This window comes from Butyrivibrio hungatei NK4A153 (genome assembly GCF_000424465.1).
Taxonomy (GTDB): Bacteria; Bacillota; Clostridia; order Lachnospirales; family Lachnospiraceae; genus Butyrivibrio; species Butyrivibrio hungatei_A.
Map to the genome: position 1 here is coordinate 121,857 of NZ_KE384198.1, position 22,917 is coordinate 144,773.

Annotated in this window: 22 protein-coding genes; 3 read left to right on the forward strand and 19 right to left on the reverse strand. The window is 37.0% G+C overall.

Translation table 11 applies throughout. From position 1 onward, the window contains the following. Nucleotides 1-32: 32 nt before the first annotated feature. The 7 genes from G628_RS17700 to G628_RS0115305 all read right to left on the reverse strand — a co-directional run bounded on the left by G628_RS17700 (nucleotide 33) and on the right by G628_RS0115305 (nucleotide 7,513). Nucleotides 33-929, reverse strand: coding sequence for a hypothetical protein (locus G628_RS17700; protein WP_051132223.1), 897 nt, complete (start codon nucleotides 927-929; stop codon nucleotides 33-35). Nucleotide 930: 1 nt separating this feature from the next. Next, complete coding sequence (locus tag G628_RS0115280) at nucleotides 931-2,367, reverse strand: lipopolysaccharide biosynthesis protein (RefSeq protein WP_027209499.1); 1,437 nt, start codon at nucleotides 2,365-2,367, stop codon at nucleotides 931-933. A gap of 20 nt (nucleotides 2,368-2,387) precedes the next feature. Then, a complete protein-coding gene (locus G628_RS0115285) occupies nucleotides 2,388-3,479 on the reverse strand; it encodes a hypothetical protein (protein WP_027209500.1) in 1,092 nt (363 codons plus the stop codon). 135 nt (nucleotides 3,480-3,614) lie between these two features. Beyond that, nucleotides 3,615-4,640 carry a glycosyltransferase family 2 protein gene (locus tag G628_RS18340; RefSeq protein ID WP_051199247.1) on the reverse strand — a complete coding sequence of 342 codons (1,026 nt, stop codon included), beginning with the start codon at nucleotides 4,638-4,640 and terminating at the stop codon, nucleotides 3,615-3,617. Beyond that, nucleotides 4,637-5,656, reverse strand: coding sequence for a glycosyltransferase family 2 protein (locus G628_RS0115295; RefSeq protein ID WP_081670775.1), 1,020 nt, complete (start codon nucleotides 5,654-5,656; stop codon nucleotides 4,637-4,639). The genes G628_RS18340 and G628_RS0115295 overlap by 4 nt, the downstream gene beginning before the upstream one ends. A 26-nt stretch (nucleotides 5,657-5,682) precedes the next feature. Continuing rightward, nucleotides 5,683-6,489 (reverse strand): LicD family protein, encoded by an 807-nt coding sequence (locus G628_RS0115300; protein WP_027209502.1) that lies wholly within the window; start codon nucleotides 6,487-6,489, stop codon nucleotides 5,683-5,685. 121 nt (nucleotides 6,490-6,610) lie between these two features. Then, nucleotides 6,611-7,513 carry an FkbM family methyltransferase gene (locus G628_RS0115305; RefSeq protein ID WP_027209503.1) on the reverse strand — a complete coding sequence of 301 codons (903 nt, stop codon included), beginning with the start codon at nucleotides 7,511-7,513 and terminating at the stop codon, nucleotides 6,611-6,613. Between the two features lie 328 nt (nucleotides 7,514-7,841). Between G628_RS0115305 and G628_RS0115310 the strand changes: the two genes are divergently transcribed. Next, complete coding sequence (locus G628_RS0115310; RefSeq protein WP_027209504.1) at nucleotides 7,842-8,690, forward strand: Rpn family recombination-promoting nuclease/putative transposase; 849 nt, start codon at nucleotides 7,842-7,844, stop codon at nucleotides 8,688-8,690. A 280-nt stretch (nucleotides 8,691-8,970) separates the two neighbouring features. On the opposite strand, the gene G628_RS0115315 is transcribed toward G628_RS0115310, so the two are convergent. The 3 genes from G628_RS0115315 to G628_RS0115325 form a co-directional block, all read right to left on the reverse strand. After that, nucleotides 8,971-9,174, reverse strand: coding sequence for a helix-turn-helix transcriptional regulator (locus G628_RS0115315; protein WP_026655720.1), 204 nt, complete (start codon nucleotides 9,172-9,174; stop codon nucleotides 8,971-8,973). A gap of 4 nt (nucleotides 9,175-9,178) precedes the next feature. After that, on the reverse strand, nucleotides 9,179-9,601 hold the full coding sequence (locus G628_RS0115320; RefSeq protein WP_027209505.1) for a hypothetical protein: 423 nt from the start codon (nucleotides 9,599-9,601) through the stop codon (nucleotides 9,179-9,181). A gap of 147 nt (nucleotides 9,602-9,748) precedes the next feature. Then, entirely contained in the window at nucleotides 9,749-10,255 is a 507-nt protein-coding gene (locus G628_RS0115325; RefSeq protein ID WP_034501062.1) for an acyl-CoA thioesterase, read from the reverse strand. A gap of 138 nt (nucleotides 10,256-10,393) precedes the next feature. Between G628_RS0115325 and G628_RS18345 the strand changes: the two genes are divergently transcribed. Then, on the forward strand, nucleotides 10,394-11,422 hold the full coding sequence (locus G628_RS18345; protein WP_027209507.1) for a glycosyltransferase family 2 protein: 1,029 nt from the start codon (nucleotides 10,394-10,396) through the stop codon (nucleotides 11,420-11,422). A 132-nt stretch (nucleotides 11,423-11,554) separates the two neighbouring features. Here the strand turns inward: G628_RS18345 and G628_RS0115335 are convergent, their stop codons facing one another. Further along, the gene (locus tag G628_RS0115335) at nucleotides 11,555-12,256 is read right to left on the reverse strand and encodes a sugar transferase (protein ID WP_027209508.1); all 702 of its coding nucleotides are present in this window, start codon (nucleotides 12,254-12,256) and stop codon (nucleotides 11,555-11,557) included. A gap of 294 nt (nucleotides 12,257-12,550) precedes the next feature. Beyond that, entirely contained in the window at nucleotides 12,551-13,846 is a 1,296-nt protein-coding gene (locus G628_RS0115340; RefSeq protein WP_027209509.1) for a GNAT family N-acetyltransferase, read from the reverse strand. A 483-nt stretch (nucleotides 13,847-14,329) separates the two neighbouring features. On the opposite strand from G628_RS0115340, the gene G628_RS0115345 reads away from it, so the two are divergent. Then, nucleotides 14,330-15,895, forward strand: coding sequence for a flotillin family protein (locus tag G628_RS0115345; protein ID WP_027209510.1), 1,566 nt, complete (start codon nucleotides 14,330-14,332; stop codon nucleotides 15,893-15,895). A gap of 98 nt (nucleotides 15,896-15,993) precedes the next feature. Here G628_RS0115345 and G628_RS0115350 read toward each other — a convergent pair whose 3' ends face one another. From G628_RS0115350 to G628_RS19030, 7 genes are all read right to left on the reverse strand, one after another. Next, a complete protein-coding gene (locus tag G628_RS0115350; RefSeq protein WP_034501065.1) occupies nucleotides 15,994-17,016 on the reverse strand; it encodes a hypothetical protein in 1,023 nt (340 codons plus the stop codon). Nucleotides 17,017-17,020: 4 nt separating this feature from the next. Beyond that, nucleotides 17,021-18,559, reverse strand: coding sequence for an MBOAT family O-acyltransferase (locus G628_RS0115355; RefSeq protein WP_027209512.1), 1,539 nt, complete (start codon nucleotides 18,557-18,559; stop codon nucleotides 17,021-17,023). A gap of 1 nt (nucleotide 18,560) precedes the next feature. Then, nucleotides 18,561-20,090 (reverse strand): amino acid adenylation domain-containing protein, encoded by a 1,530-nt coding sequence (locus tag G628_RS0115360; RefSeq protein ID WP_081670778.1) that lies wholly within the window; start codon nucleotides 20,088-20,090, stop codon nucleotides 18,561-18,563. Nucleotides 20,091-20,095: 5 nt separating this feature from the next. Then, complete coding sequence (locus tag G628_RS0115365; protein WP_026655730.1) at nucleotides 20,096-20,320, reverse strand: hypothetical protein; 225 nt, start codon at nucleotides 20,318-20,320, stop codon at nucleotides 20,096-20,098. A 32-nt stretch (nucleotides 20,321-20,352) separates the two neighbouring features. Beyond that, complete coding sequence (locus G628_RS0115370) at nucleotides 20,353-21,444, reverse strand: diaminopimelate decarboxylase family protein (RefSeq protein ID WP_207637992.1); 1,092 nt, start codon at nucleotides 21,442-21,444, stop codon at nucleotides 20,353-20,355. Nucleotides 21,445-21,761: 317 nt separating this feature from the next. Then, entirely contained in the window at nucleotides 21,762-22,655 is an 894-nt protein-coding gene (locus G628_RS0115375; protein WP_027209515.1) for a hypothetical protein, read from the reverse strand. A gap of 52 nt (nucleotides 22,656-22,707) precedes the next feature. Next, nucleotides 22,708-22,917: hypothetical protein (locus G628_RS19030; protein WP_207637993.1), on the reverse strand; the 210-nt coding region annotated here is incomplete at its 5' end.

Here is a 22,917-nt window from a genome sequence, read left to right on the forward strand (position 1 = left end):
CCTTAGAATCATATACAATTTTAATTAGCTAATTATATTGATAAGCGGTGATATTCATTTTTTAAAATACTTTCAAGTTTCGGATAATGCAAAAGCATTGCGCGAAAATCTTTCCAAAAAAGTTTCTCACCTCTATCATTAATTTCAGAAAGTGCAATGTTCTTTTGCGTTCCGGGAATCGAAAGCACCAATAAATGCTCTTCGTTACTGTTAGCAATTACTCGTGTTCCATTCAAAACTCCCATCAGCCAAAACCATATATCATCATTTGTTCTACATTCTTTCATAAAGATAGTTTCATCAAGTATATCTTTATACAATGAATTTACAGGATACAATACTCCTGCGCATCCGGTAAGTTTATTCAAAAAAGATGGTTCTCTCCACTTCTCATATCCTCCCGACTCTATAACAAATTCATCTGATTTATCCAATGAAAATTTTGTTACCCTGTTAGCGCATATACACTCAGGATACTCCTCATGAAGTTTGCATAAATCTGCCAAAGTATTTTTCCGATAAAAGACATCATCATCTACTGTAATAATCACATCCCCCGGAAACATCTTTAATGTTGGTATGAATTTTTTATACGATCCGATATCTTCACACCACATTAGCTCTAAACCATACTTTTTTAGTTTAGTCAATTTTGAAGGTAACTCCACCTCACGCTTAGGAAAATCAGTAACTGCCAACCACAATATCAATCTGTCAGGTTTCTTTGACTGCATAAGTAATGATTTAATAACAATGTGAACTTTATCAATTCTCTTGGGATATGATGTCAAAGAAACAACTAAAGATTCTGAACATTTATCTCCTACATTATTTTCTTCAAAACCTCTCAAAACATAAAAAGGCCATCTACACCATTGAAAAAAATATATTATCCTTCGTTGTATTCTTTTTAAAATATTTTTTTTCACACTATACATGCCTCTTAATATTCTTTATATATTGTCTGATTATCTCATTGATATACTTATAACTCTCAAATTTAAACACGATTGAAATAGCAAAATATAAAGCCACTATCAAAAATTGGAGAACCAGAATCATAACGAAACCGATATTAAGCTTACCAATCCACCACGAAACACTTCCCAAAATCAAAGCTGATAAGATACATGGCATAATATCAATTATTTGATTGAAATAGCTGTAACCGATCATCCTTTTATTCGGATAACTATTCACAAGTTGATCAAAAAAATTATTTGCAAGATATGCCCACATTATTGCCTTCATACCATATGGAATCACAAGCAAAAATGTACTGACTCCGACAATTTTTTTTATCACCTCAATCCTAAGTACATAATTACTTTTTCCCATAGCTTTTAACGCATTAATATTGGCAGTATGTATAGGTTGAAATATGTAGATTACACAAAACACCCTCATGTAAAACACACAATCCAACCATTTTTCTGTAAGCAGAAGCTTTATAATTCCTTCCGCAGCAACAAACATAAACATCAACAGCGGTGTAATTAAATAATTACTGACCACAATTGTTTTTCGCACAATTTCTTTTACGCGAATCGGATTATCTTGGTCTATCGAAATCACAGGAAATATAACATTATCTATTGACGCATTTATATTCTCAATAAATGCTTTAGGAAGGCTCCTTCCTCTGTTATAAAATGCTAAATCCGCGTCGGAATAATACCTTCCCATAAGTAGCTGTCTCATATTGCCATATAAAACATCTATAAAATTCGAAAACATAATTCGAATCCCATAACTCAATAATACTTTAAGTTTTTTTAATGAAAAAACAAATCTGGGTTTCCACTGAGATCTAAGCCACAAAATCACAGTATCAATAAGTGCATTACTGACCACTTGCACAATCAAAGACCATGTTCCCCATCCACGTAAAGCCATATTGATTCCAATAATTGCAGAAATAAAGGTTCCTATAATTGTCGCCCAAAAAAACTTTTTGAACTGCAAATATCTGGTTATAATAGCTTGTTGGACATTTTTCACTCCGGAAATGATAATTATCAATCCTGCTATTCTAATCATGGCAACAAGATCATTTTTTCTATAGAAACTTGCAATATATGAAGCTGCCATGTATAACCCGATATATATTACTGCACAAAAAAATATATTAAAAAAAAACACGCTTGCTATATCAACATCATCGATATCTTTTTTCTGTACAAGCGCACTGGCCAATCCTCCATCAACAAACACATTAAGTATCGCAATAATAGAAAGTATTATTGCAAGTGTACCATATGCTTTTGGTCCAATAATTCTTGCTACTATAAACGTTATGATCAATTCAGCAATTTGAACTCCGACTTTTTCCATCAAACGCCAAATTATATTGCTAATTGTTCGCATAATCACTCCATGATGCTAACTTACAATCCGTACCCAAATGAAATTTTAAATCTTTTATGAGCCTTTTCTATCGTGTTATTAATAAACTCTTTATTATATAACGGACATGCAATTCCAAATAAAAAAATATTTAAACTTAATGAATATAATGTATTTTCCATTATTCCATACAATGCATATACCCCATAAATAATGACTAGCATATAATTCTGTTTTTTATAGCAATAATACATAGCGTAAATATATAAAACTGAAAAAACAATATATATAATAATCCCATACCTCACCAATATAGCTGTATACGCCGTGTCTAAATAATATTTTGTATATCTGATTCCCATCCTTTTTGAATATAGCTCAACATTTGTGCCCATCAAATGAATTCCAAAACGTTTTATGACCCTATAGCAATTTGAAAATCGTAAAGATAACATTTTGTCCAACTTAGATAAAACCGGAATTTTTTTTACATTAAATAATGACATTGCAATGCTAAATGCATTAGCAAAAAAAGCCATATATATTATGCATTTACCAAATATTTTTCTTCCATCAACAAAATAATCTGATAGATAATATAGCATCAAAAGAAACATAAAAATCCCCAAACAAACATATGCCGTTTGAGAATTAGGAACTTTATAAGCAAAGAACATTCCAAAAATAATTAAAAGAACATCATACCACTTTATACTATTCCGTCTCACATAACAATGTGCCACTATCAACTCAAATACACGCATTCCGAGCCAATTAGGATGTGAAAACCCCCATGAATGCCTAATAATTCCTTTTCTATATGTCATTACCTCATTTATATTTCCGGAAAAAAATAGATATAATACAATGGATATAGTCAGAATAAGAATTATGTATGATAAAAGCGCTACTCTATCAAAATCTATATATTTTGCCAGCAAAATAAAAATCCAAGTAGAAAGCATTATATTATTTCCGGAAGTAAATGTGCAAATTATCATTGCTATTGAAATCAATGAAATAATGAACATCTCTCTAATACTGTACTTCTGAAATACTGATATTTGCACAAATGAAAGCAACAAAATAATAACTGCAACAGCATCATTAGCAACATCTCGTTTCCAAAACATAAAATACTCCATAGAGGTTCGGAATAATATTTCAGTACTAAACCACATAACAAATATAAAATATGCTAAATATTTTCCAAAAGTTTCCCTCTTACTAATGACAATCCCCTCCTAAATCTACTTACAAATTTTAGATCAACCACAATATCTTATCTTGCATAATAAATATGCCAATATGTACATTCTCTTACGAATAAAAAAATCAAAAATACTAAATTTAGAACTAAGCTTATAATAATTCCGCTTTTTAAATGTATCTGAGCATAATTCATTCTCGCATAATTTCCTTATCTGCTTAACTTTTTCAAAAAATGACATATCACATTCTTTTCTAACATACTTTAATTTGAAGACTTCCAAAATCAATATCAATACACGGTTGTTGTAAAGTGCATTTGAATCTTTAATCCACAAGTTTCTAGAAAAAAACTCCTTCAAATGTCCCATAACCTGTAAAGCAATTTGATTTTGATCATGATGATAGGTATTTACAGTAGATGCCTCCCTATATACGTAAAAATATAAAGGTTTATCAATATAATACAATTTAGCAACTTTTGAAAAACAATCAATTATAAAAATTTCATCCTGCCTTTTCTTTAATCCAGGAACAAAAAGAAATCCATTCTCGCGCAAAAAACTGCTTTTAAACAGCTTCATACACGGTCCTCCTGTAGTAGCTTTTCTATTTTTTGGCAGTTCTGTTCCCAGCGCTGTTTTTATTAGTAATTCACGATCTAATTCGTTGAATATTTTATTTCCCGCAAAAAAAGAATACTCGTTTACATTTTCTGAATCCACATAATAATATGCACACATTACTATTTGATAATCCCCACTATCGGCGGATATAATCATTTCTTGTAAATAATCCTCGTCTAAATAATCATCCCCGTCTAAAAAAGTAATCCACTCACCGGTAGCTTCCGCCATGCCAACGTTCCTTGCTACAGAAACTCCTGCATTTTTCTGATGTATCACTTTAACTCTATTATCATTACAAGTTAATCTGTCACAAATCTCTCCGGATTCATCTGTTGAACCATCATCAATGATTATTAACTCAAAATCCTTGTATGTCTGGTTCAAAACACTCAATATCGTTTTTTCTACATATTTCCCAACATTATAGACAGGAACAATTATACTTATCTTACTCAAATGATTCCCTCTTTTTTATTTTTTATCCGCAAAAGAAAATTTAAAAAAGCAGCCAACTTATACCTTATTGCAAACCATAACACTTTCTTTTTCAGATCAAAATACTCAAATTTCGGATTTTCAATAGTATCTCTAAATCCTGTTCTTAGATTCACCAGATACTTTACATCTTTTACACCTATTCGTCCCATTGTGCTCAATATCTTATACATCGAGTGTAAGCCAATAAAATCAATTAAAGCCCTCTGCGATGATTTATCTATATATTCACTAATAATTTCAAGACATTGATCATAAAACTTAATATATTTCTCTTTTCCCACTTGTTCTCTTGAAGCTGATTGACTACGCATTCTGTAATTATATAGTGCTCTTGGAGAAAAATATGCGTTATGTACATATCGCAAATAGTTAATATTAAAATCCAAATCTTCTCCAAATGACAACTTCTCAGGAAACAAAATATTGTTATCAATAATAATAGGCAGATTATACATTCTGCCCCATACTGTCCCAAAATATCTGCTACTTTCACCACAAAACTCAACGCCAAACAGTTTTAACATGAGCTTATCTTTTTTTTCTATTTTTCCATTGATCACATTTTCGAACCAATTAAACTTTTCTTTGTTATCTGCACTATCAACTTCGCAATGATTACAAATAGCCAAATTACAATCACTATTTTTTTTCATCAGTTCTACAAGTGTTTCAACATATCCGTTTTCCACATAGTCATCACCATCTACAAATATTATCCACTTACCGCTTGCTTTACTGATTCCCAGATTTCTGGCTGCAGAAACCCCTTTATTTTCAGTATGATATACTGCTATATTTTTATATTTCTTCTCATATTCATCTATAATCTGCTCTGTACCGTCACTGGAACCGTCATCAACAATAATTATCTCGATTTCAGAGTAGGTCTGATTTACAATGCTATCAATGCATTTATCTATATATTCCTTAATGTTATAAACAGGAACTACAACGCTTACAATTTCTCCCATCATAATTTACCCATATATGTTATTTTTCCTTATTCAACAAATTCCATAGGATGAGTTTCTTTTTTGGCAGGAGGAACTTCCCAATCCCCATACAATTGAGTCAGGTATATTTCAAAATCATTCACTCCATTGACGCTCATATCTTCAAACTTATACTGTTTAAGTGGAAAAAAAACATCTGCCTTAAATAGCTCTCTTTCTCCTTGCATGCCAATATAATTGATAAAATAATCTGCATTCTTGCTACTCAGACTTCTAAGTTCTGTATCAAGCTTATCTCTCCACTTGGAACCATCTATCGAAAACAAACCATATGTCCTCTTTAAAACCGAAAGAATCATTCTCTGATATAATGGTCTTCCGGGTCTGGAAAGATTGATTTTTTCAAAAAAGCCCAAATGATACATGAATCTGTAAAACTGAAGTTTGCAATACTCTGTTTTCTGCCTTATCTTACCCTTAGGAAATCCGTCGATGGGATAAATATCAATCCAGACATTTTCTACTCTTTTATCTATACTTCCAAGTCGACGTACAGAATATTCTTCATTTACAACATGCATAAAATAATAATGATGGGTTTTATTATTACGAAATGTATTTAATCTGAACGGGTGCTCAAGTTCTTTTTCAGCGATAGTTGCAAACTTATCATAGTCTGCCCTAAGCATTCCAATATCGATGTCATCATCCCAAGGAATAAAACCGTGATGGCGCACTGCACCAAGCATGGATCCACCTATCAGGAAGTAGCTGATATCATGCTGCTTACAGAGTTTATCTATCTCTTTTAATATGCCTAATTCAATTTTTTGAATCTCGCTTTTATCGTTCATTTTACTCACAATGCCCCAAAATCACATAAACACTCAAATAAATTATAATCTATATCTAGTACTTTGTCATAGGGAAAAGGCGTAGATTTTGTGTCTATCTACGCCAAAAACACACTTATTATTAAACAGCATATAAAACAGTTTCCACATTACTCTTGCTATGATGTCTTACATATAGCTTATATTCAGGAACCAACTCATGAACAAGCTCTATAAGACGTACCATATCCCGATCAGAATGGTACAAACATATAGCTAACTTAGGTTTGTTCCTAACTATTAGTTCCCTTGCGCCGCGCAATGCATCCCACTCCGAACCTTCTATATCCATTTTTATAAAGCTGACATCTTTACATTCTTCAAAACTATCCAGATTCATTACTTTGATCTTATCCGTTGCATTTTCTTCATCATCGACTATCCTTGCTGTCACTCCGCTGGCATTGAATAGAAGCACTTCATTTTTATCCGATAATCCTTGCTGTATCAATTTTATATTCGAACGTTTACCATAAAACTTGCTCAACAATGAATAATTGTTTTCTTCCGGCTCGAATGCATATATTTTTCTAATATTAACCTTTTGTTTCTTTGCTTCGTCAAGCAACTGTTGAATTGTATCTCCGGTATATGCACCGCCGTCCACAAATATTTCGCCATCTTTAAGATGTATCAATTCAGAAACAAAGTATTGGTCGTTTTCTGAAAACAATTCATTTGGAATAGGGGTTCGTTTTGTACGATAATCTATACAAGCCGATAATACTTTGCAAGATTTTTCATCAGCCAGATAACTCATAACATTTTCCAAGCGCCCTTTTACTTCCCTATCAGAAAAAAATTCTTGAGACTGTAACATCTGACTTGTCGGATTATTACGTTGATTAGCATCATTGCTATGAGAAATCAAAAAATTAATTCTTCGAGTTATTCCCTTCTCTTTTAACCATACCAATAATCTAAATGTAAGATAATGTCGTTGCATGCAATGGTATACTGATTTAACTATTTTTCCAATTGACATATTATTCTCCACATAATCATAGTTTAATTCTGTCAAAATACTCAAAAATAGCGTTCTAAACTCTCATTAATCCCAAATTTCATAATAATTATAATCTATATATAGTATTTTGTCATAGAAAAAGACGCAGATTTTGTACCCATTCTTACACCAATCTGCGCCCTTGATATTTCTTTTTTCATACTACAAAAAATCTTAAGATTTTTCGACGGTATTTCTTAAGATTTATCTGATATCATTGAAAAAGTCGGCAGTCTTTCAACGACAATTCCAAGCCGATTCATGGCAAATTGCCAATTCTATTTTTTCTATGAAAGGAAATATCTAAATGACCAAGTCAAAAGACGAATCTAATAAACTCACCTATGAAACTGCTACAGGCGAAATCGAATTCACTCTCATGAGCGATATGATGTTCCATTACGTCATGCAAAATTCTAAAACCGCATTAACAGGTCTTGTATGTGCCCTAAAAGGACTGTCTCCCGATGATGTACAAGATATCCTTGTCGAGAATCCAATCGACCTTAACAGCGCGGGAAAAGAAACAATCATGGATATAAAGCTAACTCTCAACAACAATGAGATTCTCAATATCGAGCTCCAGGTATATCCCGATAAGTATTGGATATCACGCTCAATACTCTATCTATGCAGAGTATATGACAATATTGGCAGCGGTGATAATTATTCTCTCATCAAACCTACAACGCTATTCTGCATCACGGATCAGACGCTCATCCCAAAAGCAGCAAAAGAATTCTATGCCAGATACCGTCTTACCAATATCAAAAACCACCACTTATATACTGATAAATTCGGTATAAATGTGCTACAATTAAACCACACAGACCTTGCTACACAAGAAGATATCAACCACAATCTTGTGTACTGGGCGAATCTTTTTAAAGCAACTACTTGGGAAGAATTTAAAAAACTTGCCAAGAATCATCCTGATATTGAGGAGGTAGGTAACATGATCTTCGAACTAAATTATGACAATCAGGCTAAAGAACTTCTTGAAGGCCAGCGCCGTTACAGAGAGCAGATGAATTCACAGTATACCGCCGGCTATACTGATGCGGAAGAAAAATACGAAAATGAGATCGTAAAATTACAAGCAGAACTTAAAACATTACAAGAAGAGCTTGAAAAATACAAAAGCACAAATAAATAAAATTCCGGGCTGAATTGTTCTTTACAATTCAGCCCTTTTCATAAAAATTCGCGTATTTCGATACCATTTATAGTCACATCAGATGTCTTGGAACCTTATCTCTTTTTATCATTCTATTCTCCAAAAATGTAGAATTCTACACTTTTTCTCATTAAAAAAGCCAAAACAGTAAAAACTAATAAGAAAAATTGTAGAATTCTACATTATTTCTTATTAAAAAAGCGCAGATTTTGTACCCATTCTTACACCAATCTGCGCCTTTCTCTTCTCTATTCTCTTATCAATCTTCCGTAAACTCGAACAACTCCTCAACGGTAACGCCAAAGACCTTGGCAATGTCCATCGCAAGCTTAAGCGACGGGTTATATTTGCCGTTTTCAAGGTGGACGATTGTTTCGCGTCTTGCGCCGACCATCTCGGCGAGCTCACTTTGCTTGTAACCTGCTTTTTCGCGATATTCTTTTACCTTAGTGATAAGTGCCATGGGCTTATTCTCCTTTTTTATCGATGGCAGAATACAGGATAACTCTCACGATTGAAACAACTACAAGTGAGATTACGAGGATCCAACCGATAACATCAGTTCCAAAAGCTTCAGTATGTCCTACTATTGCAGCCGTAAAAGCAAGTGCGACCATGATAACAGCCATAATCTTATAGCAAATAGCATTGCATTTGTTTAAGTTTCTCTCTGCAAGCTCGTCAAAGCATTCCTTCTTATACTTTCTTTCTCTTGAATAGAGCATGTAATAAAAAACTGCAAGAAAAACGCCGACAGAACTTTGAATCATAGAGTACGACTCCTTATAATCTGTTCTTGCCCACATCCAGAAATATACCGCAATGGCAATATTTCTAACCACCTTTGAAACCAAAATATCTCTCAATGTTACTTTCCTGTTCTTGTTCATTTCATGCCTCCATAATACAAAAGTGATATATTTATAACTCGATTTGATGTTATAAATATATCACTCACATTTTCTCAAGTCAATATAAAAGTGAAAAATATTTCACATTAGTTTTCCATCCACTATGCCGCGCACAAATCCAATCTATCAGAACCCTTCCATCCTGCGCTTCTTCCTGAGGATTATCCTCTTCTCTGCACCTTCCCACTCGGCACGCTCGTTCTCTGTTTTTATATTTATCCCGTAGGGAACCAGAACCGGAGTGTCATCATCATCTATGCACACCTCTGTCAGATACGCTCTGTTAAGGACGTGCCGCATACCGTTTCGCCTGTCCTCAACGTAAGTATCAACCCGTATTTCCATCGAAGTCCTGCCAACATATGTTATCTTTCCGATTATAACGAGTATATCATCGAGCTTCGCGCCCTGCTTGAACTGCATGTTGTCGACAGCCGCTGTGATAACGGGATTACCGGAATGCCGCAATGCAACTGTTCGCGCAACTTCATCTATCCACGACATAAGTTTGCCGCCAAAAAGCCTTTTTTCGCTGTTAATATCACTGTATTCAACTACTTTGGTCCACTCTGTGACCGAATCTTCTACATTCTTCTTATCTATCTGATGATCTACATGAAAAACTTTACCCATACGCCCTTTCCTCCTAGATTTTTTGTTACTATTAATTTTACCTCAAATACACTGACGTTTCTATCACATTTTGACACGCACACTCAGTCGCTGATAAGATAGTTTGTAGAATTTAATTCAATTCAGAAGGGAAAAGAAATGTCACAGCCCAATATCAGTGTAATCATCCCGGTTTATAACACCGCCAAATATATGGACGAATGCCTTGAAAGCGTACTCACACAGACTTTCAAGGAGTTTGAGGTAATCCTCGTTGACGACGGTTCCACAGACGGCGTAAGTCCTGCAAAGTGCGACGAATATGCCGCAAAAGACGATCGCGTCATCGCAGTCCACAAGGCTAACGGCGGTCTCATATCCGCCTGGACTGAAGGGGTTAAAAGAGCCCGCGCAGACTATCTTTGTTTCATCGACAGTGACGACTGGATTGACACCGATATGTTCGAGAAACTCTATGCCCTCACCGATCCTTCTTTTTCCGACAGCGAGATAATCTCAGGAAACTATATTGTTGAGAAAAATAATGAGAGAAGAAAAGAAACTCAGGGGCTTGCACCCGGCGTATACACAGGAGACTCCCTTGATAAGATAAAAGAGAACCTTCTTGGAAACGAAGTTCGTCCCATTACCATGTCAAGATGCATGAAGCTCACATCCAGAAAGCTTCTTCTTGATAACATCAAGTATTGCAACACCTCGATTGTAATGGCCGAAGACGTAAATATAATGCTTCCCACCATCTGCGATGCCAAAAGACTTGTTATAGCAAAAGACAGCTATTTTTACCACTATAGACTTATCAGCGATTCAATGGCACACGGCCACAGTCAAAAGCTCTTGTCAAACCTTGAGCTCAACGACAAGACTTTCAAGGAAATCCTTAGGGATAAAAAAATATCTACCGCGGAAATACAGGTAGACCGTGAATTTGTCATAATGCTCTTTGTTGCCATGAAGATTGAGCTTCGCCACAGAGCTCCGAATGTAACGGAAAGAGTACGCTCTATTTTCCTACGGGATGATATCCGCAAAAAAATAATGTCCACACATGTAGACATTTCTTCAAAAGCTAACAAGCTCTTATATTTTTGCATGAAGCACCCTGTTTTCCCTGTAGTATGGGCTACGCGCTTCATTCTTTTAACCTATGACAAAAGAACCAACTAAAACTCTTGGGATATGTACTAAATGCGACATAACCTCGCAAGTGCTCACTTACGAAAAGAAAAGCTGCCACTTTAGTATCAGATACTATAAATGACAGCTTTGATTTTTATTATTCTCTTTTGCCCGATAATCTCAATAAGCTCCGTCCTGTCCAAATACCGCGGGGAATGTTCTGATGATAAGCTCTATATCCTTCTTTATACTCATGTCCTGAATATATTTAAGATCAAGCTCTACCCATTGATCCCACTTAATCTTGGCTCTGCCGCACACCTGCCAATAACAGGTAAGACCGGGCTTAACGATGAGCCTCTGCTTCTCATAAGCGTTGCACTCTTCCATCTGTTCGTAAAGAATCGGCCTTGGGCCTACAACACTCATATCGCCCTTAATTATGTTAAACAGCTGAGGCAACTCATCGATCGAATATCTTCTTATGAATTTTCCAACGTGAGTTACTCTCGGATCGTCTTTGATCTTAAAAGCATGTCCCGTCTGCTCGTTCTGTTCCTGCATCTTCTCAAACAGATCTTCCGCATTCTTGTACATACTTCTAAATTTATAAATCGTAAAGCTCTTCATATCTTTACCCGCTCTTTGCTGGGTAAAGAAAATCGGACCTCCGTCTTCAACGAAAATAGCAATTGCAGTTAAAAGGAAAACCGGAGACAGTAAAATAAGCGCCACGCATGCAGCTACCACATCAAAAACTCTTTTGACCCACTTATAGATATTTGCTTTGTGATCGTAAATCTCCCAATAGTTTAGTTCAATAATCTTTCTGCCTTTGAAATTTACGACTCTGTCAGCCGTAACTACATTCGTTCTCGCCATATCGTCCCCTCTCGTGACTATGTTTATAAGGAACAATTACCATCAGTATATGTACCCAATTGATGTATCGGCATTTAGGCATAATTATTTTATAGAAAATTAGTATATTTTTTAAATAATTTTAGCGCAAAGATTGTTGTTACCTTTATCATCAACAACTTTATTATAAACTAAATAATGCACATTGTCACAAGAAAGCGCAGAAATATCTGCTATTTTATAAAAGTTTAATCATATTATTACAGTATTTCGCTGATATTTGAATTGATATACCGGCGAAACCCTACGCATTTATCAGATTTTTTTGCAGATATAAAGAAGATGCGTAGAACTTCCAAGAAGTTCCCTTTTCTCCGAAAATGCAAGATACCACTTTTTAAGCGACTCAAAGTCTTCATCCGAGATCTGGAATTCAGGATTCATCTCCATAGAAAGAATAAATCCGTCAACTCCGGTTGTCGTGATATATTCTGTTTCCTTTTCGGTAAAAAGATCTTCAAACTCCGTAACGTCATAGCCCGTAAACATCTGCTCTTTGAAATGCCTTACTTTATAATCCTCCGTGAAGTTTTCTTTTTCCCCGTTCTTCCAGTTTCCGTCCAGATGGTTCGCATACATAAATGCAAAGACCGAAATGAAGGCAAACATTATAGTTCCGCCGGGCTTAGTAACTCTTATCGCCTCATCTATAGCTTTATCCACATCCTCCCTGTCATACAGATGATACATAGGTCCGAGAATCATCGTCACATCAAAGCTATCATCTTCAAGATCTGTAAGTTTAGTCGCATCGCCAAGCATAGGATGAATGTTTGTGATTCCCTCGCTGTTTTTCTTTAATATCTCAATGTTCTTTTCAACAAGATCTACAGCTGTAACGTCAAAGCCTTCTTTTGCAAGTGCTATTGAATATCTTCCCGTTGCCGCGCCGACTTCAAGAATCTTCGACTTTTTATCTAAATCCGCAAATCTGTGAATATAGTGCATTGTTGTTGCATACTCAAGCTGTCCGTGCCTTGATTCATCAAGCCTGCCATCCTCATCTGTCTGGTTGTAATAGTCACTTACAATTTTTTCCCTACTGTCAGACTCGCTTATCGCATTTATCCTTGTATAATACTCCTTATCATCCTCATGGTGGATATAAGCGCCATTGTTAAGCTGAACCTGTAAGCTTGCGGGATTGTCTTTGTTTACAGAAAGATAAGCCTCATGAATTCCGATTTCTCTGGCCTTTCCAAGTGTCATTTTAAGTCCTTCGGTAGCATATCCATGTCCCCTATACTTCTTGGATATGCCATAGCCGATGTGCCCGGGACCGTTTCTTAGGAAGTCGTTCAGATAATGCCTTAAGTTAAAGACGCCGACATACTCCCCGTCAACCGAAAGCACAAAAGATGTATCAGGTACAAATCCCTCAGGAAGCTCTTTCCCAAGCGACCAGTTTCTTTTCATCTCGATCCATTCAAGAAATCTCTCATAATCATAGCCGTAAACGCTGTTGACAAAGCCGTTCTCATCTTCATCGAAAGTCATATACAGCTCATACGCCTTCCTGTAATCCGAATCCTGCACTCTTATTAGTTCCATAACAATTCTCCTCTCAATTTTTGGTATAGTAAAAGCCCCACCAAACTCTTATTGTTTGATGAGGCTCTTATTATCTCTGCATTTTCTTTTTTATTTCAGATATGACTTATCCGAAAAACCTCATCAAATATAACACTAATAGTCCCCTGATTTTTGGTCACGGGATTTGGGTTGGTATTAGTATTATTGTTGATGAGTATAAATTCTCTCATATCCATATCTTCTTTCTGAAAATTATTAGTACTGATTATAATTGTCGAATTTTTCTGTGTCAACAACAAATCTTCAATCCCGTAAAATTTCTAATTCGCTTTTTTTACAAAATAGACTGTAATATTCCCTCAAAGTCAGCATTTATCTAGGATTCACCATAGATTATATTTAATGCATAACAAATCAATCACGTACATTCGCTAAACAAAATCGTTTAAAACAAAGGATGTACCTGCGACTGAGCATTCTCAGTCAGAATGGAGGAGAACTATGACAGCTATTATTGGCGCTTCTGTTACAGCTTTGGTTGTAATACTTATTTTTGCGATGGGTTATGTGAAGGCTCCTCCGGATCAGGCATTTATCATTTCCGGTCTTCGCAAAGAACCCAGAATCCTTATAGGAAGAGCCGGGGTTAAGATTCCTTTTTTCGAAAGAGTCGATAAACTCTACCTCGGACAGATGACCGTAGATATAAAAACTGAACAATCCGTTCCTACAAACGACTTTATCAACGTTGATGTAGACGCTGTTGCAAAGGTTCGCATCGCAACAGACAGGATCATCAACATCGGTACTGAGGACTCACCTGTAAAGGTAAAAGGAATCCTTCTTGCTTCAAAGAACTTCCTTAACAAGGCTCCCGCGCAGATCGCACAGGAACTTAAAGATTCCCTTCAGGGTAACATGCGTGAGATCATCGGTACTCTCGATCTTCGCACGATCAACACCGACAGAGATTCATTCTCAGATCAGGTTATGCTCAAAGCTTCAAAGGACATGGATAAGCTCGGTATCGAGATCATATCCTGCAACATCCAGAACGTAACAGATGAGAACGGCCTTATCAGAGATCTCGGTGCCGACAACACAGCAAGGATCAAAAAAGATGCTGCTATCGCGAAGGCACAGGCCGACAGAGACGTAGCAATCGCTCAGGCTGAAGCCGACAGAGCATCCAACGATGCAAAAGTTGCCGCTCAGACCGAGATTGCACAGAAGAACAACGAACTTGACATAAAGAAAGCCGCTCTTAAGAAGCAGGCTGACACAGCACAGGCTGAAGCCGATGCTGCATATGAGATTCAGAATCAGGAACAGCAAAAGACAATCCAGGCAGCCACAGTTAATGCTGAGATTGCCAAGGTTGAACGCGAAGCTGAACTTAAGCAGAAAGAAGTTCTTGTAAAGCAGCAGGAACTTGCCGCTGAGATTGAGAAAAAAGCCGATGCCGACAAGTATCGTGCAGAGAAAGACGCTGAGGCAAAGCTCATCCAGAGACAGCGCGAAGCTGAGGCTCGTAAGTACGAACAGGAAAAAGAAGCTGAGGCTCAGAAAGCAAGAGCTGAAGCAATGAAGTATGCTGCCGAGCAGGAAGCTGCAGGTATCAAGGCTAAGTACGACGCAGAAGCCGCAGGTATCGCCGCAAAAGGTAGAGCCGAAGCTGAAAGCATCAAAGCTCAAGGTCTTGCCGAAGCCGAAGCAATGGAGAAAAAGGCTGAAGCCTACAAGAAGTACAACGGCGCTGCTATGGCTGAAATGATGATCAAGATCATGCCTCAGATGGCTGCTGAAATTGCTAAGCCTCTTTCACAGATCGACAAGATCAACATCTACGGAACAGGCGACGGATCAAACGGCGCAAGCCAGATTTCCGGCAACATGCCCGTAGTAATGAAACAGGTCTTTGACACAATGTCAGAAGCAACAGGCGTTGATTTCTCAGAGATCATGAAGGCCGGCACATATGATGCCAAAGTCAACAAGAACGTAAACATCACCGGACTTAACGATGTCGAAATTAAGGCAACACCTAAGAAAGACAGCGATAAGTAATATAAATCAAAGAGTTGCTCAGCATATTTCCTATGATATAAAGTGGGCAGGTTATGTCATCTACATAATCTGCCCACAAATCTATTTAGCTATATGTTTTATTCCTCTTCTTCCTCTTTCACAGTCATAGGAACTCCGTCATTTTCAGCCCTGTAATCTTCATAAAAAGTATTCCAGTCATTATATGAAGCATCTCCCGCATGACTTTTGAGGTCATAATTACTCATAAGGTACTCACCTATATAATGAGTCAGCTTGGTTGCCCCTTGTATGTTCGCATGGTCTGCATCCGACAGATCTGTTGCATAATCAACCACAGAGTCTTTCATCACGGTAAAATCAATTAAAGGAATATTGTACTTCTCAGCCGTAACAGATGCCGCATTTATCCTTGCCTGCTTTTCTTCGCTATTTACTTCAGGCGAATGAACAAATACGACCTGTATACCTTTTTCCTGAAGCTCCTCCACAGTTTTTTCCAGGTACATAACACCTTCCGTCTTCGGAGCTGCTTCATCTATACGGAACTCATATTCCGGTCTCTCAAAAGCTGTATACTCATGACTTGTGGCATATCCCATCGATTTAGAATAATCTTTTGAAAAATCTGCCGGCGTCAACTCTTTCCATCTGTCATGATAAAGAATCATATCAAATAGAAGTTCATATCTCGGATCCGAAGGACTAAGTACATCATAAACCGCTTTAATTTTTGTTAAAGAAATCGGAAATCTATCCCACGCAAGATGTACACTGTACATATCTTTATATTTTTCCTCTTGTCCATATTGGCTGATTTCAATGACAACCACTTTGGGACTTGTATATTCAAGCGCGTTCTTTATTGTCCAATACGTCACAGGTAATCTTTCGGAAGTATTTCCAAAATTGTACGAAGTAATACCGCACTCATTCCATAGCTGAAGCGGATTCACCATAAGCTGCATGTTACTGCTTCCAAAAAATAAAACATCAAAATCATTTTTCTCTCTGAAAAAAGCTTCATACTTTACATAAGCGTCTTTTCTCTCGAGAACCTTTGATGCATATAAGACCATCATCGCAAATAGCAGTACTCCCACCACTACTTGCACAAAAGTCCTTAACGATTTTGATTTCATATTTTTAAAAACCTCCATAAATGAAGTCAGCAGCATTATATGATGATCCATAAACTCCAAAGATCAAAGTTATCATTATAACACCTGCGGTGAGCAAATATCTGAAAAGCCAAGGCTGGGCAGCGATATGCTCACGTATCTGCATACCTTCTTCCTGCCTTACGCTGACTACATACCAAATGATCACGCCAATGCCAACCACAAAAAAGTCTTTGTAGGTAAGGCTGTACATCTCAATATCTGTGACGATCCTATACCAGTTAAAATTATGAAAAATCTGATAAACGAGCCTTAGGAATCCCGAGAATGAGCCGGTGATAGTAAACATCTCACCAATTGAGATTATTATCCAGGTACGAGCTCTTCCAAACAGCTTCATGGCATAGCTTTCTCTGTTCAAAGAAAAGCAACGATTCAAAAAGCTAAAAAACGGCTCAAAAATCTGCGCGCTCGCCATTACAAAACCATGCCAAAGTCCATATGCAATATAAGCAATACTGAATTCATGCCAAAGTCCGATCAACAAAAATGTAAATACGGAAACCATTCCCGCCGGAACTGTTTTTCCCAAATGCGTATTTCTTTTTGAAAGCTTTGAAGAAAAACTTGCATATCTTTTAGAAAGTGCTATCGGATAAAAAACATAATCTCTTATCCAGTTACTGAGAGATATATGCCATCTATGCCAATATTCACCAATTGTCGTAGCAAAAAAAGGTCTCTTAAAATTCTCTGCCAATGTTATTCCAAAGATTTCAGAGATACCGCGAACCATATCTATTCCACCCGAGAAATCGGCATATAATTCAATATTAAACAAAAATATCGCCGTAACCACGATGGAACCTGCCGGAGCATCGGTATGCTCAGTGACCATATTTACAAATAAAGCAAGCCTGTCCGCTATCACAAGTTTTTTAAAGAGTCCCCATAAAAAGAGCCACAGGCCCGATCTTATCTGTGCAAAATCAAAATCATGCCTCTCAAAAAACTGATGATGTAATTTATCAAATCTGTTAATGGGTCCCTGAATGATCTGCGGAAAATACGACACAAAAAGTGCGTAGTGCAAGAAGTTTCGCTCAGCTTTTACATCTCCCCTGTAGACATCGATCAGATAACCGATTGACTGGAATGTATAGAAAGACATACCAAGAGGAAGGATCAACCAACTGAAAGGAAGGAATTTTTTGCACTTAAACACCATCAGCATTCCAAAAGCAACGATGGCAATTAAGGTTAAAAGAAGTCTTTTCTTTTTTGAAACAGTTGCTTTAAAGGCCTTTTTCTCTTCCTTTGTCCATTTTTCTTTATTCTCTTTTATGCTATTCTTCTGAAAATCTGCAAGTTGTTCCAACTTTATTGCACCAAAAAAAGTCATAACGGTTGTAACAACCAGAAATACCGAAAAACGCAGGTCTGTATACAAATAAAAAGCCAGACTGCCTACCAGAAGTACAATCCACTGATGATTCCTAAATAAAAAATAGTATGCAAAAAAAAGCACGGTTACGAACAACAAAAAAGAAAAGGAATAAACCATTTTAAAAAATCTCCTGTTCCGCGAGTTTTTTTCTGTCAATCTTAGCATGCGCATTCAATGGAAGCTCATGCATATAAATGAACTTATTGGGAAGCATATAGGCAGGCAGGAACTTTCTGATCTGTTTGATTATGATATCATCGCATTCTGAATCGGCACTGTAAAAGAGACATATCATTTCCTTTTCCTCTTTGTATACAGCACACGCCATTTTAATCTCATCGATAGCATTAACCACTGTTTCTATCTCGCCCATTTCGATACGATGACCCATATGCTTGATCTGATGGTCTTTTCGACCGGCATAATAGAAATTACCGGATTCATCACAATATCCGATATCTCCCGTCCTGTACATCAAATCGCTGTATGCAGTCACTTCCTGGTCCTGTACAAAAGCTTTATCTGTTTGCTCAGGATTCCTATAATATCCCAGCGCAAGACAAGATCCCTTGACACATATCTCACCTTTTTCGCCTGCTTTGCGTATTCTTTGCATTGTATCGGGATCTATCAGGAACATCTCCGTATTGGCAAAGCTCTTTCCAATGGGAATACTGTCTGTATCTTCCAAACGGTCCTTTATTATATAGCTACTGCAGTTACAGGTAATCTCTGTTGGTCCGTACAAGTTTACAAAGGTTGCATCTTTCCAGTAATCCATCAGGTAATTGAGACATTTTACCGGCATAATCTCCCCTGAAAACATTACAAGAGAAATACTATCCGGCACGCATGCGTCGAACAGCTTAAAATTCTGAACAATCCTGAGTGCCGAAACCGCCCATATAAGAACATTAACCTTGTTCTCCTGTAAATAAGGGAACAAAGCCGCCGGCATAACAAAATAACTCTTAGGTACAATAACTACAGTACCGCCAAGATTCAGACTGTTATATATATCTTTTACAGAAACATCGAAATCAAACGGAGCCTGATTTGCCATAACCGGCTGATCAGGAAAAGGAAAACTTTCTGCAAATCTATGCACAAGATCAATGACACTTCTGTGACTTACAATAACACTTTTGGGAATTCCGGTCGTTCCGGATGTAAAGATTGCGTATACGGGATCTGTATCAATCGCAAATTCTCTGATTCTTTTAACTGATTCACAATAAGATTCGTCTATCTGCTCTGCCTGTTCAAGCAAAGAATCAAAAGATTCCGCCTCAATCGGAAGTTTTCTTTTTGTAGCAGATATGCAACATACAGGCTGAAGCGTATCCAACATAGCCTGCATTCTTTCAACAGGAAGTGTCGGATCGATAGGCACATAAAAATTTCCACTATATACAACTGAAAGAAAAAGCTGCAAACTCCTTATATTTCTGTCAATAAAAACAGCAACGGGTCTGTTCTTTTCAAACGGCTCCATATGCGCATTTTTGCGTATAACAAAGGAAATCTTTTGAGTTCTTGACAAAAGATCGTTATAATTTATTGCTTCATCTTTATCCTTAAAAGCAACGCGTTCAGGATATTTTTCAGCACTGCTTTCCAAAAAGCTTAATACATTATACTCATTCATACGTATTATTCCTGCATATTCTGAATCATATCCCACATTGCTTGTGCACTGTTAAAATTCTCGGGTTTTAACTGAGATACATTTACCTCAATGTCAAACGCTTCATTTATGGCATTTACAATATAAATGATATCGAATGAAACCAGTATTCCATCATCAATCAGAGCTTCTTCGTTTTCAAAATCCACATCAGGTCTTGCGCCTTTTAATATTTCCATTAATTCATCCATTTCAAATTTCTCCTCGTATTACTTTTTATATACTATTTATTCAGGCAATTCGTTTCATAAGTCGGATTACCGTTTCTGAGCATCTTGCATTGTCCGTCTTCTTCCTTAGCATACACCGCCGGAAGATCTCTGCTTAGGAAAAGATATATACCCTCTGTGACCGAATACGCACCTATATTCTTAAATACCAGTCTGTCTCCGATCTTTGGGCTCGGTATCATAACCGCTCTGGCGATCATATCGTTAAATGAACATAAAGATCCATAAAGGTCGCAAGGAACCTCGTCATTTTCACCCTTACGCTCTGACTCTATCAGAGGAGTTTTCATTACCATATTCTGTCCGTAATAGCTTATATGATTCCTACCGCCGTCAAGTATAAGAATCGGTGCATCAGGTGTACCTTTTACATCAGCAACGGATGTAATGTATTCACCGCAAGAAGCGGCAAAAAACCTTCCCATTTCAAGGTTCACACGATAGCTGTATTTTGCAGAAGCAATGTAGCTTACCATCTCTTCATACACAGAATAACAGTTATCAAAATCATCCCCGATAAAATAGGGCACTCCAAGTCCCGGTCCATACTCAAGCAATTCCGGCTCAAACCCATATTTGCTCTTTAATTCGGCAAAAAACTCTTCCAACAACTTAAGCTCAGACTCAATCTTACTGAACTTCTTTTTCTGTGTACCCGTAAAATAGTGGATGCCGATAATCTTAACACCCGCACGTATGGAACTATCGCTGATGATTTCCTCAATACAACTCTTATCCATTCCAAATTGTGCCCCATTGAATAACCTTGGAAGCAGTTGAATGTTGGTATTTGTCTCTTCGACCTGCTTCACAATCTCATTATATTGATTAACTGATTCAGCAGTAAAAAATCTTACTCCGTATTCAAGAGCATCTGCTATCATCCCCGGTTCTTTATTGACACCGGACAAAATAATTTTATCCGGATTAACGTCGTACTGCCTGCATATCTTCAGCTCGCCCCAAGAGCAAACTTCAAAATAATCTACATCTTTATCTATGTACGGAATAAGAAAGGAATTCGCTTTAATAGCATAACAAAAACGCAGATCATCACTCGAGTATTTCTCCCTTATTGCCTTCATCTCAGCAATGTGTCTGTGCAATATATTTGCATCAAAACAATAATATGGTGTTTTTAACTCGTTATTATGTGTCAATTTAACTCCTCAAAACCCTTTAAGTGTGTCGCAAATTCTACATCCTACTAAAAAAATCGCCAAGCATAGTCCCTATCCTTGGCGCTCAAAACATTATATCATTATCGTATATTTTTGTCATTATATCCGCTCCATTAAGCCGCCATGAAAGTAGCATTCGTATACTTTGGCTATATATTTTGCCCCGATGTACAATCTTGTACACCGGGGCAGCCATACATCATATGTGCATTATTCTTTTATTAGTATCTAAATGTGAAACTATATGTTTCATTCGGCTCAACAACAGAACCGTCTGACTCAGTTACAGTAATTGCTCCCTCTAACGCAAAACAACTTATTTCTCCCTTCACTTTTCCATCTTCACTTGTAAACATGATATTTTCCAAAGCATCCGGATTTTCAGAAATAGTTCCCGTTCCACAAATCTCCTTTGAGTCATCTATATGTACAACAATATCATAGGTCCCTGATTCCATTCCCTCTGTGATACAAAGATAGCCGTCCTTCGTATAATCTCCATAATAACCGCAGGGAGAAGAATCCGGAAATGAAAAATCCACCTCTCCTTTAAGATCTGCAAGGGTACTTGCATAACTATATGCCATTTCCTTATAACGCATAGCTTCGTTGTATGAATATATAGTAGGGTAAATTGAGCCATCCTTGTATTTAGAGCTCATTCTCTCAGCCATGGAAGGTACATATTTTTCCCATTCTTCATAACCGGCTACAAAATCGTCATAGTTCGCAGGATCTTTTTCCTTTAATTGATCCAAAAGCCTTAAAGTTTCATCTTTCCACACCAAAGTTCCCCACTGGCCTAAAAAATTCATCTCCAGCTGCGTCTTAGCATTCCTTCTTAGTTCATCGTATTTGTCGTAGATCTCGTTTGCTTTTACAAGCTCATCCGAAAGAGAATCTGCTGCAATTCCATCAATCTCTGCCTTAATCTGGTCAGTATAATCTTCAGTATTAGCTTCTTCAGCTACACTTTCTTCTTCCGATGCCTGCTCTTCACTAGATGCAATTACCTCTTCACCAATCTGCTCTTCCGTAGCCGCATCAGCGCCTTGGGTACATCCGCTCAAGATTACTGCAGTCATTACTATTGCCAAAACTAACTTATTTTTCAAACTTTTCTCCTCATTTCACAAAACATATCAAAATCATCTGTTACATACTCCCTTAATTGGAGCCTTCTATCATTATTATCCTTTCATTTTCCATGATATCGCAACATAGCAGAAAAAAGAAGCATCTCTGCTTCTCTCTAATGCCGGCGACCGGGATCGAACTTCCGTTCATCTCGTAAAGCCACAAAGAAAGGAGCTTCGCCGCCACGCCATTTTTAATGGAACTCTTTATGGAACTCTTTCTAATTGGTAGTGTTATGCA

Coding starts and splice junctions, on each gene's coding strand:
- G628_RS0115280 (WP_027209499.1), bottom strand. CDS start 2,367: ATGCGAACAATTAGCAATATAATTTGGCGTTTGATGGAAAAAGTCGGA.
- G628_RS0115285 (WP_027209500.1), bottom strand. CDS start 3,479: ATGTTTTGGAAACGAGATGTTGCTAATGATGCTGTTGCAGTTATTATT.
- G628_RS0115295 (WP_081670775.1), bottom strand. CDS start 5,656: ATGATGGGAGAAATTGTAAGCGTTGTAGTTCCTGTTTATAACATTAAG.
- G628_RS0115300 (WP_027209502.1), bottom strand. CDS start 6,489: ATGAACGATAAAAGCGAGATTCAAAAAATTGAATTAGGCATATTAAAA.
- G628_RS0115305 (WP_027209503.1), bottom strand. CDS start 7,513: ATGTCAATTGGAAAAATAGTTAAATCAGTATACCATTGCATGCAACGA.
- G628_RS0115310 (WP_027209504.1), top strand. CDS start 7,842: ATGACCAAGTCAAAAGACGAATCTAATAAACTCACCTATGAAACTGCT.
- G628_RS0115315 (WP_026655720.1), bottom strand. CDS start 9,174: ATGGCACTTATCACTAAGGTAAAAGAATATCGCGAAAAAGCAGGTTAC.
- G628_RS0115320 (WP_027209505.1), bottom strand. CDS start 9,601: ATGAACAAGAACAGGAAAGTAACATTGAGAGATATTTTGGTTTCAAAG.
- G628_RS0115325 (WP_034501062.1), bottom strand. CDS start 10,255: ATGGGTAAAGTTTTTCATGTAGATCATCAGATAGATAAGAAGAATGTA.
- G628_RS18345 (WP_027209507.1), top strand. CDS start 10,394: ATGTCACAGCCCAATATCAGTGTAATCATCCCGGTTTATAACACCGCC.
- G628_RS0115335 (WP_027209508.1), bottom strand. CDS start 12,256: ATGGCGAGAACGAATGTAGTTACGGCTGACAGAGTCGTAAATTTCAAA.
- G628_RS0115340 (WP_027209509.1), bottom strand. CDS start 13,846: ATGGAACTAATAAGAGTGCAGGATTCGGATTACAGGAAGGCGTATGAG.
- G628_RS0115345 (WP_027209510.1), top strand. CDS start 14,330: ATGACAGCTATTATTGGCGCTTCTGTTACAGCTTTGGTTGTAATACTT.
- G628_RS0115350 (WP_034501065.1), bottom strand. CDS start 17,016: ATGAAATCAAAATCGTTAAGGACTTTTGTGCAAGTAGTGGTGGGAGTA.
- G628_RS0115355 (WP_027209512.1), bottom strand. CDS start 18,559: ATGGTTTATTCCTTTTCTTTTTTGTTGTTCGTAACCGTGCTTTTTTTT.
- G628_RS0115360 (WP_081670778.1), bottom strand. CDS start 20,090: ATGAATGAGTATAATGTATTAAGCTTTTTGGAAAGCAGTGCTGAAAAA.
- G628_RS0115365 (WP_026655730.1), bottom strand. CDS start 20,320: ATGGATGAATTAATGGAAATATTAAAAGGCGCAAGACCTGATGTGGAT.
- G628_RS0115370 (WP_207637992.1), bottom strand. CDS start 21,444: ATGAAGGCAATAAGGGAGAAATACTCGAGTGATGATCTGCGTTTTTGT.